16 protein-coding genes are annotated in these 19,971 nt (G+C 37.8%); 1 reads left to right on the top strand and 15 read right to left on the bottom strand.

Annotated features, from left to right (window positions below):
• Positions 1–167: 167 nt before the first annotated feature.
• From MKZ24_RS07635 to rfbA, 14 genes are all read right to left on the bottom strand, one after another.
• Complete coding sequence (locus MKZ24_RS07635; RefSeq protein ID WP_340781907.1) at positions 168–962, bottom strand: glycosyltransferase family 2 protein; 795 nt, start codon at positions 960–962, stop codon at positions 168–170.
• Positions 963–1,202: 240 nt separating this feature from the next.
• On the bottom strand, positions 1,203–2,063 hold the full coding sequence (gene rfbD, locus MKZ24_RS07630) for a dTDP-4-dehydrorhamnose reductase (RefSeq protein WP_340790095.1): 861 nt from the start codon (positions 2,061–2,063) through the stop codon (positions 1,203–1,205).
• A gap of 8 nt (positions 2,064–2,071) precedes the next feature.
• A complete protein-coding gene (rfbB, locus tag MKZ24_RS07625) occupies positions 2,072–3,094 on the bottom strand; it encodes a dTDP-glucose 4,6-dehydratase (protein WP_340781906.1) in 1,023 nt (340 codons plus the stop codon).
• A 132-nt stretch (positions 3,095–3,226) separates the two neighbouring features.
• On the bottom strand, positions 3,227–4,858 hold the full coding sequence (locus MKZ24_RS07620) for a hypothetical protein (protein WP_340781905.1): 1,632 nt from the start codon (positions 4,856–4,858) through the stop codon (positions 3,227–3,229).
• A 149-nt stretch (positions 4,859–5,007) separates the two neighbouring features.
• Positions 5,008–6,558, bottom strand: coding sequence for an alginate O-acetyltransferase AlgX-related protein (locus tag MKZ24_RS07615; RefSeq protein WP_340781904.1), 1,551 nt, complete (start codon positions 6,556–6,558; stop codon positions 5,008–5,010).
• Positions 6,559–6,571: 13 nt separating this feature from the next.
• The gene (locus tag MKZ24_RS07610) at positions 6,572–7,984 is read right to left on the bottom strand and encodes an MBOAT family O-acyltransferase (protein WP_340781903.1); all 1,413 of its coding nucleotides are present in this window, start codon (positions 7,982–7,984) and stop codon (positions 6,572–6,574) included.
• 61 nt (positions 7,985–8,045) lie between these two features.
• Positions 8,046–9,944 carry a rhamnan synthesis F family protein gene (locus MKZ24_RS07605; protein ID WP_340781902.1) on the bottom strand — a complete coding sequence of 633 codons (1,899 nt, stop codon included), beginning with the start codon at positions 9,942–9,944 and terminating at the stop codon, positions 8,046–8,048.
• A gap of 29 nt (positions 9,945–9,973) precedes the next feature.
• Positions 9,974–10,825, bottom strand: coding sequence for an NAD-dependent epimerase/dehydratase family protein (locus MKZ24_RS07600; RefSeq protein WP_340781901.1), 852 nt, complete (start codon positions 10,823–10,825; stop codon positions 9,974–9,976).
• 37 nt (positions 10,826–10,862) lie between these two features.
• Positions 10,863–11,594 carry an ABC transporter ATP-binding protein gene (locus tag MKZ24_RS07595; RefSeq protein WP_340781900.1) on the bottom strand — a complete coding sequence of 244 codons (732 nt, stop codon included), beginning with the start codon at positions 11,592–11,594 and terminating at the stop codon, positions 10,863–10,865.
• A 24-nt stretch (positions 11,595–11,618) separates the two neighbouring features.
• Positions 11,619–12,392 carry an ABC transporter permease gene (locus MKZ24_RS07590; RefSeq protein ID WP_340781899.1) on the bottom strand — a complete coding sequence of 258 codons (774 nt, stop codon included), beginning with the start codon at positions 12,390–12,392 and terminating at the stop codon, positions 11,619–11,621.
• A gap of 23 nt (positions 12,393–12,415) precedes the next feature.
• A complete protein-coding gene (gene rfbD / locus MKZ24_RS07585; protein WP_340781898.1) occupies positions 12,416–13,270 on the bottom strand; it encodes a dTDP-4-dehydrorhamnose reductase in 855 nt (284 codons plus the stop codon).
• Between the two features lie 41 nt (positions 13,271–13,311).
• Positions 13,312–14,382, bottom strand: coding sequence for a dTDP-glucose 4,6-dehydratase (gene rfbB / locus MKZ24_RS07580; protein WP_340790092.1), 1,071 nt, complete (start codon positions 14,380–14,382; stop codon positions 13,312–13,314).
• A gap of 59 nt (positions 14,383–14,441) precedes the next feature.
• Positions 14,442–14,993, bottom strand: a complete 552-nt coding sequence (rfbC, locus tag MKZ24_RS07575) for a dTDP-4-dehydrorhamnose 3,5-epimerase (protein WP_340781897.1) — start codon at positions 14,991–14,993, stop codon at positions 14,442–14,444.
• A gap of 52 nt (positions 14,994–15,045) precedes the next feature.
• Positions 15,046–15,918 (bottom strand): glucose-1-phosphate thymidylyltransferase RfbA, encoded by an 873-nt coding sequence (gene rfbA, locus MKZ24_RS07570; RefSeq protein ID WP_340781896.1) that lies wholly within the window; start codon positions 15,916–15,918, stop codon positions 15,046–15,048.
• Positions 15,919–16,052: 134 nt separating this feature from the next.
• Here rfbA and MKZ24_RS07565 point away from each other — a divergent pair, with 134 nt between their 5' ends.
• Positions 16,053–18,794, top strand: coding sequence for an O-antigen ligase family protein (locus MKZ24_RS07565; protein ID WP_340781895.1), 2,742 nt, complete (start codon positions 16,053–16,055; stop codon positions 18,792–18,794).
• A 129-nt stretch (positions 18,795–18,923) separates the two neighbouring features.
• Here the strand turns inward: MKZ24_RS07565 and galU are convergent, their stop codons facing one another.
• The gene (gene galU / locus MKZ24_RS07560) at positions 18,924–19,811 is read right to left on the bottom strand and encodes a UTP--glucose-1-phosphate uridylyltransferase GalU (protein ID WP_042240096.1); all 888 of its coding nucleotides are present in this window, start codon (positions 19,809–19,811) and stop codon (positions 18,924–18,926) included.
• Positions 19,812–19,971 lie beyond the last annotated feature (160 nt).

Below are 19,971 nucleotides of genomic sequence, written 5' to 3'. Positions count from 1 at the left end.
TTCTCCTCCAATTATCTATTCCAATCTTGTGAATTCATGGTCTAATATAAAAGTCTCCTCCGATTATAGATACATATTGATGGGTGTGCAGTGGTGGATCTATCCACATAGAATCCATTCAGTTGTATCTATTCTGGCCAAAGTATCTCTCATTACTATGTATGCTCTCACTCTGCACTGTTAATTTTCTTAGCAGTATATTCGGATACCATAGTTACCCTAAACTCAGAATTCATATATTTTTTTTTATCCTTAGAAAAAAAATACCCGCTCGCAATCTTTAGTGTTCGCATAGCTTGGCTAAACATCCTCACGTTTGATACTTGGTCATCTTCCCTCCAGGATATCGGGAAAAACTTAACATTAAAATTCATTAATGCATTTGCAAGAAGCATGTAACAATTAAACATTAAATTATCAGAGAATTTCTGGTAGAATCTACTGTTCAATATATCAACTCTGTACATATTTAATCCCGAGCCTAGATCAAAGATTCGCCTACCAGTAGAAATAGAAAATAAAATATTGTATACTCTATTACCAAATGTTCTGAATTTAGAATATCCTTTAAGCCTAGAATCTTTCATAAACCGTGCCCCTAAACAACAATCAAATAATTTGTATTCTCCTGATTTAAGTATTGGCATAATATCATGAATATCACCCTGATCATCACCATGAAGAACTATAATATAATTAAATCCATTACTTTGCGCATAGTCAAAAGCAACCTTGTGAGATCCACCCAAACCATAATTTTCATCATTTCTCAATAATACAAGAGGCAACTTTACCTTAGAAACATAATTCAAAACCGCTTGCTCAGTATGGTCTGTGCTGCGATTATTCACAACGATCACTTCAGATATATATCGCAACATTTCATGATCAAGCTGACTCAATACTCTTGTAATTTGCCGTTCACAGTTGTATCCAGGAATAAAAAGTAGAATTCTATCCAAAGTTACACTTCCTCTTTTATAAGATATCATTTGTATAAGATTCACCTTGAGATTATAAGCACAATAATCCTTAACGTGTTCTCAAAATTCAAATACACCATTTTTTCTTTGATAATATAAACACACTTTGAAATACTTTGCTCTATCATCTTATTATATAGTAAACAGAGAGGATTCGGCTACACGCCTGTACATTAAACCTCTGAAACGTCAGTTCGCCCCAGAGGTTTAATTGTTGCCCTACTTTAATTCACGCAAGAAATCTCTCAGCCCTTCGCGCCAATGACGGAGATCTAGAAACCCATTCGTGTTGATGAACAGGTGTTCCATCACTGAATAGCGTGGGCGCGGTGCCGGACGCGGATATTTCTCGGTTGAACAAGGCTCGAGTATAGCGGTAATGTTTAAGCCCAAAATATCCTCCGCTTCTTCAAATATCGCCTGTGCGAACTCATACCATGTACAGAATCCACTGTTCGAGGCATGGTAGATACCATATTTCTCAGTTTGAATCAGCTCAAGTAAAAAGCGTGCTAAATCCACAGTGTACGTAGGCGATCCTTTTTGATCATTTACTACTTGTAGAAATGGCTTTTCCTGGCCCTGCTTCAAAATCGTTTTCACAAAATTATTACCATATTTACCGTATACCCAGGAGGTTCGGACGATAAAGTATTGGGAGGATAGCGACTGTACTAAAATTTCTCCGGCTCGTTTTGACTTTCCATAGATGCTCTGCGGATCGGTATTATCATATTCGTGATAAGGCTTCATACCCAAACCGTCAAACACATAATCTGTGCTGATATACACTAATTTCGCACCAATTCTTTCCGCAGATATCGCTACATTCCGGCTTCCTGTAGCATTAACTAGATAGGCTGATTGGATTTCAGTCTCCGCAATATCAACTGCTGTATGGGCCGCACAATGGATAACCACATCGGGGGCAAAGGTGCCAACAACCACTTTTGTCCGCTCAAGATCGGTAATATCCATCTCTTGGCGATCGCAACCCATTACCTCATGTCCCTGCTTCTTAAGTAGAAGCACTAGATCATGACCTAACTGCCCTGCCGAACCTGTGACAAGCACCCTCATGATTGACATTACAGTGAATCCCCCAAACGGCTACCATATTGCCGCGCAGCGTAGTTCTGGTATTCACTAGATTGATTGCGGGCCCACCAATCCTTGTTATCCAGATACCATTTTATCGTTTCCTTGATACCTGTTTCAAAAGAATGCTTAGGTTTCCAACCTAGTTCTGTGGTAATCTTGGTCGGATCAATGCCATAGCGAAGGTCATGTCCAGGGCGGTCCTGCACATAGGAAATCAATGACTCCGGCTTACCAAGCTCCTGTAGAATAGTTTTGACGATATGAATATTGGTACGTTCGTTATTCCCCCCGATGTTGTACACCTCACCATTAACCCCTTCATGAATGACCAGATCAATCGCAGTGCAGTGGTCTTCAACATATAACCAGTCACGTATATTTAATCCATCTCCATAAACAGGAAGTGACTGATCCGCGAGTGCACAGGAGATTATCAAAGGTATCAACTTCTCAGGGAACTGGTATGGGCCATAATTGTTAGAGCAGCGGGTGATATTCACCGGTAAACCGAAAGTTTCATGGTAAGCGCGCACGAGCAAATCTCCGCCAGCTTTGCTAGCAGAGTATGGACTATTCGGCATCAGCGGTGTTTCTTCAGTAAAAAGACCAGAAACGTCTAGCGATCCATAGACTTCATCCGTGGAAACTTGCACATATTTGGTCAAACTATACTTTTTTGCTGCATCCAACAGCACCTGTGTACCTAACACGTTCGTCTTCACAAACACATCCGGTTCCAAGATACTCCGGTCCACGTGCGACTCCGCCGCAAAATTCACAACAACATCCACACCCTTACTAAACACCTCATCCATCGCAGTTACGTCTCTAATGTCCGCTTTGATGAACGTGTAGTTCGGATGATTTTCGATCGATTCCAGATTCTTCAGATTACCAGCGTAAGTCAATGCGTCAACATTGATGATCTGGTACTCCGGATGCTGCTGCAGCATGTGTGTTACAAAGTTGCTGCCGATGAACCCGGCTCCGCCGGTGATGAGAAGTTTCATTATCTTCACCTTATCCATTCATAATAAGTATTTCTGCATATACTATTCTATGGATGAATAATTGGTGAATCATAATTATGAACCGTAAAAAAAAATGAGCCATATAGCCTCAGCCCACTTTTTAAAATGAAATTAAAGAACTGACCTATATTCCCGGCCCACCTTTGAAAATCTAATTATAGCAAAGATAAACACAAATACATATGTGAACAGATAAATTGGTTGATAATACATAAAGTATGGCGCTGGTGCGGTAATGAAAATAATAGGTAATGAACCTGAGATCAATATAATAGTAGAAGCCATGCCCCAGTTACGTTTGAAAAGATAATAGAAGAAAAAATAAATCGTCATTAAAATAGATGGCACAACATTATAAAATACATAATAGAACGGAGTCGGTAGGTAGTAGTTATCTATACTTCTAAACTCTAAAATTTTAATAACTCTTTCCCTTAATGATGCATTGATTGGTCCGTTTGATGGAAGTTCTACAAACTCTTTATACATAGGATTTTGATCATAAGGAGCAACAAGCTTTGTTAACTCAGATGAATTAAGAATAGTAGAGTTCGGAATTTTTTTCATTCCCGATGCCTCTTTAAAATTTTGTATTCTATTATCTAACATAGGTCCTATATTATGTAGAGTAAGATAAATATATGACTTCATCATGTTTCTATAATCTTTTTCGTTAAACCCTTCTCTGATACCATCATGGTAAAACAATGCAACCGCTCCTGATGAGTAATTTCTCATCAACTCTACATTGATAACCCTATCTATCTTTGCTAGATGTTCATCAACATTCTTACCGGCTAAAGGCTGCTTAAGTAATGCTGCCATTGGTTCTGCTATCGCTGTTAGTTTATATTTAAACTTATTATTCGTTTGCTTTTTAATCCCCTTTTCTTGAAAACCATTCATTAAACTAGTCATTGCTATAGATATTACAAGAAGAATAATCACTTTTCTGTAGCTTACTTTTTTGGAAAAAAGAAATAAAATTACAAAAGGAGCTAAATATGCATAGTATATTGCTTCACTTCTCCACGTCGCTAGTACAGAAATAAGAAAACTCCAAAGCACAATCCTACGCCAAGTTATCTTTCTTTGTTGTAGACGCATGTAGTATAGTTCAAATATAAATAAAAGGAGTATAAAGGAATATAGTCCTAGACGTAAGGGGAATAAATTACTATCAATAATAACCGGTGAAAGTAAAGGTACATATATTAAATATAGTAGCTTAGATTTAGAAAAGATTAACTGACCTTTAGTAATAATATATGCAACAATATTAGAAATTAAAAATATCTGCATTACTACAATACCAGCAGGAAAAGGTAAAATCATTAATGAAAAAACGTCAAAAACCGTTGTAATAAAATGTTGCCAATATTCAATCTGAAGATTCTTAGCTGAATTAAAAACAGCAATGTCATCACTTCTCCAAACACCAGGCCACACAAGTAATAAAAAAACAAACATGACAGTAAAATAAATAAAGAAATGCTTTGTATATAGCGCATATATCACATTTTTATCTTTTAACTGTTTTATAAACCAACCTACAGTTTGCCAAAATATAAATAGCGCTATAATTACCATAAATTTGATAACATAGAATTCTAGATTATTAAAAACTTTTGACCCATTAAAAATATATGAATCTCCAATTAAGGTAACTATACTATGAACAATCCAAACATAAAAAAACCTAATATCAAAATATATACCAAAACTTCTTATCCATGACTTCATATTTTAGCTATTCCTCCTTTACTTACATGTAATACTCACTGCGGTGTTAGCACCGCCATGTACGTTATCCTCTATCTACTTGTAAATAAGGATATGTTCATTAGACATGCAATTTCGCAGCCCGTTCACCTTTCTTTTTTGTATTAGAATCAATTAGAGGATACTTCATATTCAATAGGCGTGTATTGGTATTCTTTATCTTTTGAAACCACTATCAAGCTGAATTCCCCATACTTAAGCAACTCCGAAGTAGGTATATTACAAACAAATCCTGAATTAGTATATTCATCTTTTCCATATACTTCTGCGACACTAGTACGTGGTAGGCCATAAATGCCTGGATAATAATGATCACCCAATTTTACATAAACAGATCCAGCCACACTATTAGCACGAGGGTCTAGTGCCCAACCAACCAATGATGTCGAATCCCCTTTAGATGCGTGTAATGTAATATTATTTTGATCTTGGACCAAATCATTACCAATATAGTCCAGCCACACAAGTCCGTTTCTTTCATTAGTAACTTTAGGAAGAGCAGACAGATCTAATTCATTAAAATATTTTTCATCATAGGTAATAGAGTCCATGAACTGTCCAATTGCTGGTTCCATAAATTCTAAAAGAAATAAGTCTGGATTAAATAGATTTACAAAATCCTTTACTTGTCCCATGTTACTCCAATGAAGAAAGGTAACCTCTGAAAAACTTTCAGCTATGTTAGGTAACATAAATAAATAAATATAGCTATCACCCATTATTAATAGTTTAGGAAGATTTTCATTTTTTTCATTAATATACCTAAACGCTAAATGGCTATTACTTATATTCAATTTATCTAATAAACTACGATCCATAACACTAGCATATGGCGTTTTCAAAGTGAAATTATAATCAGTTTCCACAAATGGTAATACGCCGTATAAACCAGAAAACCTATCATAAGGAGAGATATTGAAATCTTCTAAATTTAACATTTGAATATCAGGTAGATAGGTTTTCATTTTTTTCATTAGTTCTTGGTAAGCAACGAATGCACCATAGTTATTCCAGTGCGATAAATCGTAATTTTGAGAATATAACACAGCATCATCTTTAGCCTTTAGCAGAGAATCCTTCGTTGAGAAAATATCCATGCTCCCATTTTTAGATAGATAACTCACCAAAAGATCTGTTCTGGAATTTGGATTAGCTTTTAAAATCGATTTTGGCATAAATTCTGGATATACAGTTTCCTTATCTGGATTAACCATCGTTACCATTGGTATATTTATATTCTTAAAATAATTATTTAGCTTACTAAATCTAGCAAGTTCATCTTGAAACTTATTATCTGAGGGAACATCTAGATTTTGGTAAGCCTTAAGCATCTCAGGTGTCATTAAATACAACCAGTTATCATTACCCATAATTGTGTCACTTCTTGTAAGTTTACCAAAAATGTTGTACTGCAGTTTAGTATTAGTCATTACAAGCTTATCTCTTAAGCCCATATTATCACTAAACCAATTTTCAAAATCTTTAATAAAATGAGTATTCAGAGTCCCCGCGGCTGTTTTAAAGTCAGGGTAGCCAGCCAGTGCTCTATTCTCAGCAACTGATATCTTCCCCGAGGTTTTGTTAACAGCGATTAACGGAACAGCAATGGCTGCAACAAAGATTACAGCGATTGTTATATTAAAAAACTTAGATGCTTTCATGTAAAGAACCCCTTTAGAATCGGAAATATATAAATGGGTTATATGTCGAGGTTGCCAAGAACATCATACATAGAACTAAAAGTATAATAATATAAAGATTTTGGATTACTATACTGAAAACAGTATGTTCTTCATACTGTCCAACGTTATCTCTTATATATTTTGAAATTGGAATCGACGCAATACATGCCAGTAACAAGATCGTTATAACCATAGGATTCAAATAGTATCCAACACTAAATCCGACATCATACGACTTCTGAACCCCAAACATTACTTTCAGATAATCTAAGGCCTCGGATAAATTGGAGGCTCTAAATAATACCCACCCTATAAGCACAATTACTGAAGTGTACATCCATGATATGAATTTTGGAATTGAAAATTTCATCTTCTTTTTGAAGAAACGTTCCAGAATAAGAAACATCCCGTGCCATAGTCCCCAAATAACAAAATTCAATGCTGCGCCATGCCATAAACCGGTAACCATAAATACAATTAGCAAATTAACATATAGATTCCCCTTGCGATTACCACCCAGTGGGATATATAGATAATCTCTGAACCATGATGAGAGGGATATGTGCCATCTTCTCCAGAACTCAGTTACTGATTTGGATATATAGGGAAAATCAAAATTCTCTTTAAATTTAAACCCAAACATCCTTGCCAGTCCGATTGCCATATCCGAGTAACCTGAGAAATCAAAGTAGATTTGAAAGGCATAGCAAATCGCTCCAATCCAGGCAGTGGCTAATGTATTTTGGTGAGGCGGCAGATTGAAAATATTGTCTGCCACCTGTCCCAAAGTGTTTGCAATAATCACTTTTTTCCCAAGCCCCATCACAAAACGTCTGATGCCATATGCAAAATCATCTATTGTGGTGACACGCTCATCTATTTGATCATGTACATCAACATACCTAACAATAGGACCAGCAATAAGTTGTGGAAAAAAGGCTTTAAATAAAGCAAACTTTAACAGATTGGTTTGAACTTCAACTTTACCAAGGTAAACATCAATTACATAGGAAAGTCCTTGAAAGGTAAAAAAAGAAATTCCTATTGGCAAGATGATGTGTTTTAAAGCCAAATCAGCTCCTGAAAGTTCATTTATACTCACAATAAAAAAGTCGAGATATTTGAAGTAAAATAAAAGCCCACAGTTTGCTGCAACGCCAACCAACATCACTATCTTGCTAAAAGTATTGTTGAGAGAGCGAGAATAATGAATGGCTATACCAAAAATATAATTTATTAGTATAGACAAGATTATAACAAAGACAAACTTCGGTTCTCCCCAAGCATAAAATGCTAAACTCGCTAACAATAAAAAGGTGTTTCTGTATTCAATTTTCAGTAAATAATAGACCAACAATACAATTGGCAGAAAGAAAAATAAAAATATGGATGAGCTAAAAACCATTCGATTGCCTCTTTCCGTTTATGCAACTGTAATATCGTTTCCAAACCTTACTTTATGAATGTTACTTCCTCATCAATCTAAACTTCACATTTTTCAATAGATCTATAATGGATTTTGGTAATGTTCTCTTCATTTTCATTTTTAATTTCTGTAAATATGATAGCCTTATTACCATATTACTTTTCATATTGGTAACCATGGAATAATGAATAGTTGGTCCACATTTTTCGAAATACACTTTGTTAATTTCTCTTATCATATAGTATAGATTTGTTATTTCGATTCTCGCAAATGTATCTGCAAGAACCCATCCAGAATAGTATCCTTCATGTTGAGCGACAATAGGGTAGATACGCTCAACCGCATGAAGGATTGAACCATCATTATGATTTGGCTCTTTCGGGAAATCTTCATATTTCCAGTCATGTTCTATGAGTGTTTTTAGAGCAGCCGGTCTGAACCAAAACATAGTTCCTAAGGGAGCAGTAGGCTCATCATTAGGATTAAGACTTACTTTGATTTTCAGCTTCTTGGCCAGATCTACAGTGTTTTGGAAATTGCCGCCCCATTCTGAACCAATGGTTGAATAGAAATGTGCATGATTAGGAGGCGGTGGAGTTAACAATCCTAATCTAGGGTTTTCTTCAAACGTATCAATAATATTGACTACTAATTCCTTGTTATGCAGAATATTCTCGAAACATTTGTAAGAGAATGATTCCCCCACTGAATTTGGTTCTACTTGTGTTGTTTTCTTGTCATGGGCAAAACAGACATAGTCATAATCAAGCAAGAATTTTTTGCTAGCCACCAATAAGGAACTAACATCTCTTCCTCTGTTTTCGATAACGATGACTTCCAATTTAGCACAATCAAGTTTTGCGAACACTTCCTGAATAGCTTTTTTCTTTTTCTCGCTATTAGTTGTTATATATACATCTGCATAAGTTGGCATAGATTGTGCGTAATTGTAGCAATAATCTATCAGATCCTCAAAATAGATATGCATAATCAATGCAATTTTTTTGTTCTTAGAAGATACATCAACAGGTTTGACCATATTTGTTGGAAGAATATAATTATGATGGAGGGTTCTTTTAATATCCGCTTGGTTATTCACACGTAGTATATTATCCCAGATCATATTCACATCGTAATCTAGGTTATTTTTTATATACTCAAAAATATCAATTGATTGCTCACCAGTAGTGTAATTCAGGAAATCGGCATAATGATGTATAAACGATCTTCTTTTAACAATTGGACATCTTTTGTTCTTTACTAAATCCAAAGCAGCCATTAATATTGGCGCATGAGAATGTTTCAACATATCAGTTGTATCTACATAAGCCTTCCACTTAAAACCTTTATCGTTAAATGTCTTGGTAAATATCGCTTCGTGATAACAAATAGCTTCCTCATATGAGGTTATCGGCCCCATGTCATCCCAATATTTTTTAAATTCATAACTAATTAACATATCATTTCTAACCACTATAAAGTGGGATTGAATATGTTCAGGTAAATAGCCATATTTTATTTTGCCAAAAGGATCATAAGGAGCTCCATGATACGTTGTTATCCCCCAGAAATCCAAATCCTTTTGATCCATCTCGTCGAACATTTCTTTGAATGGGTATAAAGGGCCGAAGATAGTGAAATTAAAAAAGATAACTTCATCATATTTACTGAGCTTCTCCCAACCATAATACTGCATCCCTTCTTTATATGCCCAAACATCAAATCCAGTATTATCACGAACGAAGATATCGCTAGTGACTTCCTGTAGCTTTTGTCTGCTTTCAGGAGTAACTTTTCCATTGCAAACAACCAACAAGTCCGAGACATTCTTCTTCATGTCTTGTAGCATATAAGTTATATAGTCATCAACAATTCCATCTTTATCGTAAAAGAAAAAAATCCCAAGTCTATTAATACTTTTCTTGTTTGCTAGTAACAAACCTCTTCCCCCATCCAAATTCAAAATAATTATTGTGCTTTATAGTTTTTTAGTATCTTTTGTATTTTGACATTATTCCCCCAAATGGCAGGCGAATCATACGGTCGATCAGGATAAGCACCGTATTCTAGCTTTATTGAAAACCCATTACGTTTAATAAAATCTTCAGCCATCTCTCCCAGTGAAATAGCATTACCAGAACAGCAATTTATGGTCCCAGTAACTTCAGTTTGAATTGCACTTAATGCTATTTGTTTAGAAAGTTCATCAACAGTTATAAAATCATACTTGTTCTTTCCAGTAGTAAACGGGAAAGATTCTTTCCCTGCATTCGCACTTTCAATAATCTTTGAAAAGATCGATTTGTTATTTAAATCGTCCCCATAAATATAGAATGCACGCAGCCATTGAAATACGACGTCTTTATCTTTCAGTAAAATCTCAAGCGACTGGCGCAGACTGTTTTTGGCAATACCATATAAAGAATGCGGATTAGTAGGAGTATCTGCATTGATTTCCCCCTCGTAATAACCTACCTCATGCATAGTTCCCATTACTACAATTTGTTTCAGTCCCCCGTCTACCATTCTTTTAACAAAGTTATAGTGGGAATACAAAAACTGCAGGTGAGCTTCGGAGTTATGCACGAACCCATCCCTCCAAGCCATATGCAAACAACAGTCCGGACTTCCTAATTCTTCAAATATTTTTTCATTATCAGAGAATATATTCACTTCCATCTTGTTGGCTCTAGCATCTATATTCTCCGTGTTGAAATCAACGGCCGTAACATTCACACCCATGTCTAGTAAACATCTGACAACATAACGACCGATATAGCCTCCCGCCCCAGTTACAACAATAGTCTTATTATTTGACAATATATACACTCCTTATCATTCTTTTTCATAATTTTTTTTAATGCTTACTGTACATTTCACAGACTTCTTCAACTGGACCTACACTCATTAATTCACCTTTGTTTATCCAAGCTGCGTTCTTGCATACTTTTTTCACTTGGTCGATTGAATGGGAGACCAGTATTAGTGTAGCTCCGCCTGCTGTAAGTTCACTCATTCGTCTTTCACACTTTTCCTGGAATGCTTGATCGCCTACCGAAAGTATCTCATCCACAATTAGAATATCAGGCTTTACAATAGTTGCAATCGAAAAACCTAAACGAGCAGTCATACCTGAAGAGAAATTTTTAAGCGGCACATCTTGAAAAGTATGCAGTTCTGAGAATTCTATAATCTCATCGTAGTTCTCCAGTATAAATTTCCTAGAGTATCCCAGCAATGCCCCGTTTAGAAAAACATTTTCTTTTGCAGTCAATTCCATATCAAAACCGGCGCCTAACTCAATTAATGGAGAAACACTTCCATGAACATCTGCGTTCCCTGTTGTTGGTTTATAGATACCTGATATAATTTTAAGTAATGTGCTTTTCCCTGAACCATTACTCCCCATTATCGCAAAGGAATCTCCTCTTTCAATATTGAATGTAACGTTCTTTAAGGCGTAGAACTCATCCCGGGTAATATCCTTTTTCAAAAGTCTAATCATATATTCTTTCAGACTAGTTATATTTTCCCGGCCTAGGTTAAAGCGCATTGATACATCATTAATTTCCACTGCATAATGTGACATGTTTTTACCCTTTCACAGCAAAGTTTAAATATGCAATACAAATTTATTCTGATTTTTATAAAATACTAGCAGTCCAATTAAGAAGGCTGAAAGCGAAAACACAATGCACATTAAATTAGTTTGCGTACTCGGTAGTTGATTGTACAATATTAAATCTCTAAATGATTCTACAAAGTAATACATCGGATTAGCATAAATTATACCCTTTACATAATCGGGAACTATGCTTATAGGATATATAATAGGTGTGAGATACATCCATACTGACAATAACACTGAATACAGATGTAGCATATCCCTAAAATAGACAGCAAGCACTGACATAATTAATCCTATTCCTGTAGCAAATATAAATATATATATAAGAGGAAGTGGAAATAGAAGAACATGTGGTGTCAGTTTCACATTAGTCGCGATAACAACAATAATTATGGCAACTAAAGAGAATAATAATGTTACGAAGGACGAAATCACGCGCGAAAGAGGAAATATATATTTGGGAACATATACCTTCTTTATCAATCCTCCGCTCCCAATAATTGAACTCATTGCCACGGTGGTTGCTTCCGAGAAAAAGTTGAAAAGAATCTGACCCGAAAGAAGATATATCGGAAAGTTAGGAATATCAAATTTGAATATACTTGAAAAAACTGCAGTCATAACAATCATCATTAATAAAGGATTTAATAAACTCCATAAATATCCCAAAACAGATCGACGATACTTTATTTTCAAATCCCTTACTACAAATTCCTTCAGTAAGCCTTTGTATTTCCAAAAATTATTAAAATATCCCATTTTTATCTTCCCTAAAATTTATTTTATTCTTTCCTGATTCCAATCTCAATCAAATAACGTTTTAAAGCATCCTTCCACTCTGGCAGCGGCTGAAAACGCCCCTCGTAGAGGCTTTTTTTTGACAGTATCGAGTTTTTAGGTCTTTTGACCACTGAAGGAAATTTATCAGAAGTTATGAAATTCACTTTTGTCTTAAGTCCGGATTGTTTGAATATTTCAACAGCAAATTCAGCCCAGCTACAGTATCCTTCATTAGTCACATGATAAGTTCCATAGTTTGTTGTTCCAATCATTTCAACAATACTTTTAGCTAAATCAATCGTATATGTAGGTGATCCCACCTGATCACATACTACATCTATCGATTCTTTTTCCCTCCCAAGACGTAACATTGTATTCACAAAGTTACTGCCATTTGTCCCAAAGGACCACGATGTTCTGACTACAAAATGTTCTAATATATTATTTCTGATCGATTCTTCACCTAATAATTTAGTTTTGCCATAGACAGATAGAGGTTCCGCACCACTATCTGTTTCATAAGGTTCCAAACTTTCACCAGAGAAGATATAATCAGTACTAATATATACTAATTTCGAACCAACTTTTTTGCATTGAATCGCGATATTAGTAGTAGCTTCAACATTTAACGCATAACATTTCTCAATCTCACTTTCAGCCAGATCAACATTCGTGAAGGCAGCACAATGAATCATAACATCAGGTTTGTACTCTTGAATAAATTGTGCTGTCAATTTTAAATCCGTTAAATCAAAATCCACCCTATCCACGCCCAAGCAATCAATATTTTGACTACTCAGACATATAAGTACATCATGCCCAAGTTGACCGTTAGATCCGGTTACAAGCACTCTCATATATTTTCTCCTAAATGGTATTACATTGAAATACCCAAGTGTTATTTTTCGCTATACATTTTAGAGTAATAATCCTTGTAATTCCCACATTTAACATTTTCCAACCATTCCTTATTATCCAAATACCATTTTATAGTTTTCAGTATACCCTCATCAAACATAACCTCAGGTTCCCAGCCTAATTCACGTTTAATTTTACTTGCATCGATGGCATACCTTCTATCATGTCCAGCTCTATCTTTGACATATTTAATTAATTCCTCGGATTTCCCTAGTTCTTTTAAAACAAGTTTTACGATATCAATGTTACCTTTCTCATTATGACCGCCAACATTATAAACCTCTCCGGCTCCACCTTTGTGTAATACCAGATCTATCGCTCTGCAGTGGTCCTCTACATACAGCCAATCACGAATATTCATACCGTCACCATAAACCGGAATTTCTTTATCCTCTAGTGCATTTGAAATAATTAAGGGGATCAATTTTTCCGGAAAGTGATAAGGTCCGTAATTATTTGAACATCGTGTAATCGAAGTATTTAATCCGAAAGTCTCATGATAAGCTCTCACAAACATATCCGCTGAAGCTTTACTTGCAGAATACGGGCTATTAGGTGCTAGAGGAGTGGTTTCTTCAAAGTAACCTGTTTCCCCTAAAGAACCATACACCTCATCAGTGGATACTTGAACATATTTTGCATCAGGTTTAGAACCCCAATGATTCTTTGCAGCGTCCAGTAGTGTCTGTGTACCTAGAATATTTGTTCTCAGAAAAACCTGAGGATCTAGTATACTGCGATCCACATGAGACTCAGCAGCAAAATTCACTACTGCATCAGGCTGGTATTCATCAAAAAGACTATTTACAAACTGGGCATCACAAATATCCCCCTTAACAAATACATGAGACTGGTTTCCTTCAATGCTTTTGAGGTTATCCAAATTCCCTGCATATGTTAAAGAGTCCAGATTAATTATCTTGTACTGTGGATATTTAGATACCATGTGAAGCACAAAATTACTACCAATAAACCCAGCGCCACCTGTAACCAATATAGTCTTGAAAGTTCCACTTTCTTGATTACCGTTCACCATTTGATCTTTGTTCATATTCAATTCATTCTTCCCCTTATTATTAAAATATTGAAACTCCTTAAGAACCCGTAGGTTTAAAACCCTAATTCTTTCAACGTTTTTAGTCCTTTATCTTTCTCAGAAAGAAGTACATCCTTAATATCATTTAGGTGCCAATCAATGTTTAACTCCGGGTCATTCCACAGTATGCCACTTTCAAATTCAGGACGGTAGTAATTAGTACACTTATACACGAATTCCGCTTCTTCAGATAAGACTACAAATCCGTGTGCAAATCCTTCGGGTACATAGAACTGCTTTTTATTATCTCCCGAAAGTAATACTCCATGCCACTGTTTGTACGTAGAAGATCCTTTCCGTAAATCGACAGCAACATCAAATACTTCCCCGGATAAGACTCTTACTAATTTACCCTGGGGATATTGGGTCTGGAAATGCAAGCCCCGGAGAACACCTTTTTTTGATTTCGACTGATTATCCTGAACAAAAATCATATTTAAACCTTCGGTTTTAAAATCATTATAATTATAAGTTTCCATAAAATATCCTCGATCATCCCCAAAAATCCGGGGTTCGATAACTACTAGATCTTCAATATGCGTTTTAACAAAAGTGAACTGTCCCATAATACCTCCTAAAATAACAGCTTATTCTTATTATAATGAGCAATATAAAATCTCAAATGAAATCTTCAGCAACTTGCACTAAATATTTGCCATAGTCGGTTTTCAAAAGTGGTTTCGCCAAAGTTAATAACTGATCCTTCGAAATATATTTTTTCTTGAATGCTATCTCCTCTAAACAAGCGACGTATAAGCCCTGCCTTTTTTGAATTGCTTCAACAAAATTGCTTGCTTCCAGCATAGCATCATGAGTCCCTGTATCCATCCAAGCCATGCCTCTTCCCAACAGTTTAACGTTCAGCATACCTCTGCGCAAATATTCATTGTTAATTTCAGTAATTTCAAGTTCTCCGCGTGCTGAAGGTTTAATCCCCTTGGCAATCTCTACTACCTGATTATCATAAAAGTATAGACCAGGAACTGCATAATTAGACTTGGGATTTAGCGGTTTTTCTTCTATTGATATTACTTTACCTTTCTCATCCGATTCAATTACTCCGTATGCCTCTGGGTTCTTAACAAAGTAGCCGAAAATTGTACCACCAGTTTGTATTTCAGCAGCTTCTTTAAGAAATTTACCAAAGCTCTGTCCATAAAAAATATTATCTCCGAGTATCAGTGAGACAGGTTCCCCTCCAATAAACTCTTCACCTATAATGAAAGCTTCTGCTAAGCCCCTAGGTTCATCTTGTATTGCATAAGAAATCTGCAATCCTAGATGGGATCCATCTCCAAACAACTCTTTAAAACCCTTGATGTCTCTGGGAGTCGAAATAATCAAAATTTCTTGAATTCCAGCAAGCATCAATACCGACATTGGGTAATAAATCATGGGCTTATCATAAACTGGAATAATTTGTTTGGATATGGCAATTGTTAGAGGATAGAGTCTTGTCCCTGAGCCTCCAGCTAATATAATTCCCTTCATAACAAAATAGACCCCTTTCGACAATCTAATATTTTTATGTATTTCCTCATTCTGTAAAAATCATATTTATACTAACTCTGAGCGCTTGCATATGTTAAAATATCCACGTACCTACAGGAAAAGGAGATTAAAACGTGTCGAAACCAGTATACGGTAAAAATGCTGTACAGTCGAGAAATGTTGAAAAGATATCCAGTTACATATGGGCTTTGGTTATTGGTTTCATTGTGTTTTTGGTTTGGACCCCGTTTCAAGTGGGCTTGTTTAATGGGCAGCAGGTCGACTTCGAGAAGCCGATCTATATGTCTTCGCTGCTGAGCAGCCTCTTGCTGCTGGTATGGATAGGCTTGTACTTCACAAAGTTCAAGCTGGAAGGACAGCGTGACTTGCTGGCTGTGGCCTCGCTGCTGCTTCCCGCTACGTACGCGTTGTCGCTTATTGGCGCTGTTTCGCATTATATGGCGATGAACCTGCTGTTTATACAGAGCATGTATGTCGCAATATTCATTATAGCGTTATATCTGCTCCAGCAAAAGCAACTAAATGTTGTCATTCAGAATGCCATTCTGGCGATTGCGTATTTCATTGTGGGCTTTGGGCTGTTAAACTGGCTCGGCAGCTCGAAATTCGCTGGCAGTCTGGTAGGCTGGTTCTCCAACACAGTACGCAGTGGTAAATATTTGGACGCCGTGATGACAGACTCCAACGGCCTGCGTCTGACTTCTATTTTCCAGTATGCCAACACTTACGCTGCGTTCCTCATGGCTTTCTTGTTTGTTGCAGTGTTTGCGCTCGTCCGCTCTAAGAAATGGTACGGCACATTGACTCACGGTTTCATGCTTGTACCGATTATTGTATCTCTGCTGCTGACCTTATCCCGTGGCGGGCTCGTAATGCTGCCGGTAGTTTTTATTCTGCTGTTGCTCTTCCTTAAACCTGCCCAGCAGATTCTCTGGATTATTCATCTTGCGATTTCTGGTATCGCTGCTCTGCTGGTTACCAACCCGCTAACCACGCTTGGAACTGAGCTGAATACTACCTTCACTTCGTCATCTGCGTTAAAAGCCTGGGCTTACCTGCTTGTGGCTTCAGCCGTTGTTGCAGCTCTTGGCTGGGCGATTCAGCGTTTCATGGCTCCATGGCTGCAAGAGAAGCTGGAAAGCTGGGAAACACGTAAAATGACTGGGCTGTGGATTCCACTCGGCTCGATTGTTCTTGTAGCGATTGTTGCTTTCCTGCTTATTGGAACAAGCGTACGTAGTATATTACCTGATAATATCGAAACCCGTCTGGAGAACATTAACTTCAAACAGCATAGTGTACTGGAGCGCATCACTTTTTATAAGGATGCTATGAAGGTTGTGAAGGATTATCCGATCATTGGATCCGGTGGTGGAGGCTGGGCTTCCCTTTATGAACATTATCAGAACAACCCTTATGTAAGCCGTCAGGTTCACAATTTCTTCCTGCAGTATTTGATTGAGGTTGGAATTGTCGGATTTATCGTGTTTATGGGCTTTATTGGATATATCTTCTATAAATATATCCGTGCTTACCTGAAACGGGACAAGGACGAGTTCAATAATGGATTTTTCTTCTACATTATCGCTCTATCCATTCTTGTTCACAGTCTGTTGGACTTTAACATGAGTTACGCGTTTATGGGGATTCTAGTTTTCATTGGTTTGGCAGGTATGGGAGCAGTTATGGACAACAAGCCTCTGCGCCAGAGCTGGAACAAGGCTGGACTGCGCTTCGGGTACTCTGCTGTGCTGGCCATCAGCTCTGTGTTCCTGCTCTTCCTGTCCATCAGCTATATCGGATCCAGTAATGCCGCACTTAAGGGCAAGAACCTGGTTAACGTCAGCCAATCCTATGAAGAGATTAAGACTCCGCTGGTCGAAGCACTGCAGAGTCGTCCTTTCCATCCGGAAGCGGCAATCTACCTTGCTTCCCTTGACCTGACGGTCTTTAAACAAACACAAGATGAGCAGTATCTGGCTGAAGCTTATAATGTTCTGAGCCGTGCACTCAAGGATGAGCCTTACAATAAAGATCTACTGAAACAATTGATTAGTTACTACGATCTCAAAGGACAAAGTGATCTGGGCTTCAATGTCTACCGCGACAATGCAGATAAATTCAATTGGGATATCGATTGGTATGAGGCATTGATTAGCCGTGCACAGGCTTTTGCAGCTGCAGCCAATGTGCAAAAAGACGAAGCTAAGAAACAGGAGTACCTGACTGCCGGTATTGAAGCATACCAGCATGTGGTTGACGGTGTAGAGCACCTGAAGACTTTGCCGCCTGAACAGCTGCAGGGCCGTCCGTTCTCAATCACGCCAACAATTGCATTGAATGCCGGCAAGCTGCAAATGCTGTCTGGACAAGCCGACCAAGCTGCTGCTACGTTGAAGCTCGGTTTTGCAGACAATTATGCAGATATCGTCAGTAGCACAACACTATGGGACACTAACTGGTATAGCTCTCTGATTACCCGTGCCTTCGAAATGGCTCAACAATCCTTCGCTCAGCAGGATGAGGCTAACAAAATCATTCATCTCAACATTGGACTCGATGCCTACAATCAAGTGGCATCTGATCTGCAAGGCCAGCCTCTTCCTTCGTCAATCAACTTGAACGCAGGAAAACTTCAGTATATGGCAGGTCAGATACAGGCAGCCGCAGCGACTTTAAAGCTTGCCTTGAGCGATGATTACAGTGATGCAGCCAACCGTGAAGCAGCCCGCTGGTATTTAGCTGCACTGAAGAAATCTGAGTCCGCGCAGGACCAGACAGTCTATGATAAGCTCATTGCCGCTGATCCTGCAGAGGCTGCAGAGATTGACATCATTGTGAATACACAGTACTAATCGTTCAAAGGAAACATCATAAGCACACATAGAGAAAAGCGGTCCACTGTCTGGGTACAGTGGGCCGCTTTTCTAAGAATAAATGATTATATTTCGCGCAAGAATTGTAGTTAATAATGATTCAACCTGCTACCTGCTGTACAGCTTCTCTTCATTCTCGATTACTTCTTTGAGATACTGCAACAGCCCTTCTTTGAGCTCCTCATGCTGAAGCGCATAATGGATACTTGTCTGGATGAATCCCATCTTCTCGCCGACATCATGACGTTTGCCTTCGAAATCATACGCAATAATCCGCTCCACTTCACTTAAGCGGGAGATAGCATCCGTAAGCTGAATCTCTCCGCCTACACCCACCTGCTGTTCGCCAAGCATGTCGAAGATACGCGGAGTCAGGATATACCGTCCCAGGATCGCCAGGTTGGAAGGAGCATCTTCTCTCTTCGGCTTTTCGACTAGGCGGTTGGCCTTGTAGACACGTTCTGCTAATTCAATTCCATCCACCAGTCCATACCGGGAAACTTCTTCCCACGGCACCTGTTGAACTCCCACAATAGAGGATTTGTACTGATCGTATACATCAATCATCTGCTTCAGACATGGCTTATCCGACTCTACAATGTCATCCCCAAGCAGAACAGCAAAAGGTTCATTGCCGATGAATTTACGTGCGCACCAGATGGCATGTCCGAGGCCGCGCGGTTCTTTTTGACGGATGTAGTGGATATCGGCCATTTCCGAGGATTTACGTACCGATTCCAGCAGCTCCCACTTCTGCTTCTCAGCCAGGTTAAACTCCAGTTCGAATGAGTTGTCGAAGTGGTCCTCAATTGCACGCTTGCCTTTCCCCGTCACAATAATGATATCTTCAATCCCGGAAGCTACTGCTTCTTCAACAATATATTGGATCGTCGGTTTGTCTACAATCGGCAGCATTTCTTTGGGCATCGCTTTGGTTGCGGGCAGAAATCGGGTACCCAGACCAGCCGCGGGAATAATGGCTTTACGGATCTTCATGACATAGCTCCTTCTGGCTTCTTGTTTTCACCACTAATTTCTTATAGAAAAATGGCATATTTGATTCAATTATAGCAGTTATAGCAGAATATTGGCAGACTGATTGTGTTGCAGCTTCGAACAGATGTAGAAAAAGCAAAGGCCAGATGTCCTGAGAGTG

The organism is Paenibacillus sp. FSL R7-0297 (genome assembly GCF_038009025.1).
Lineage (GTDB): Bacteria > Bacillota > Bacilli > Paenibacillales > Paenibacillaceae > Paenibacillus_AQ.
This window is presented reverse-complemented; position numbering and strand designations above follow the sequence as displayed.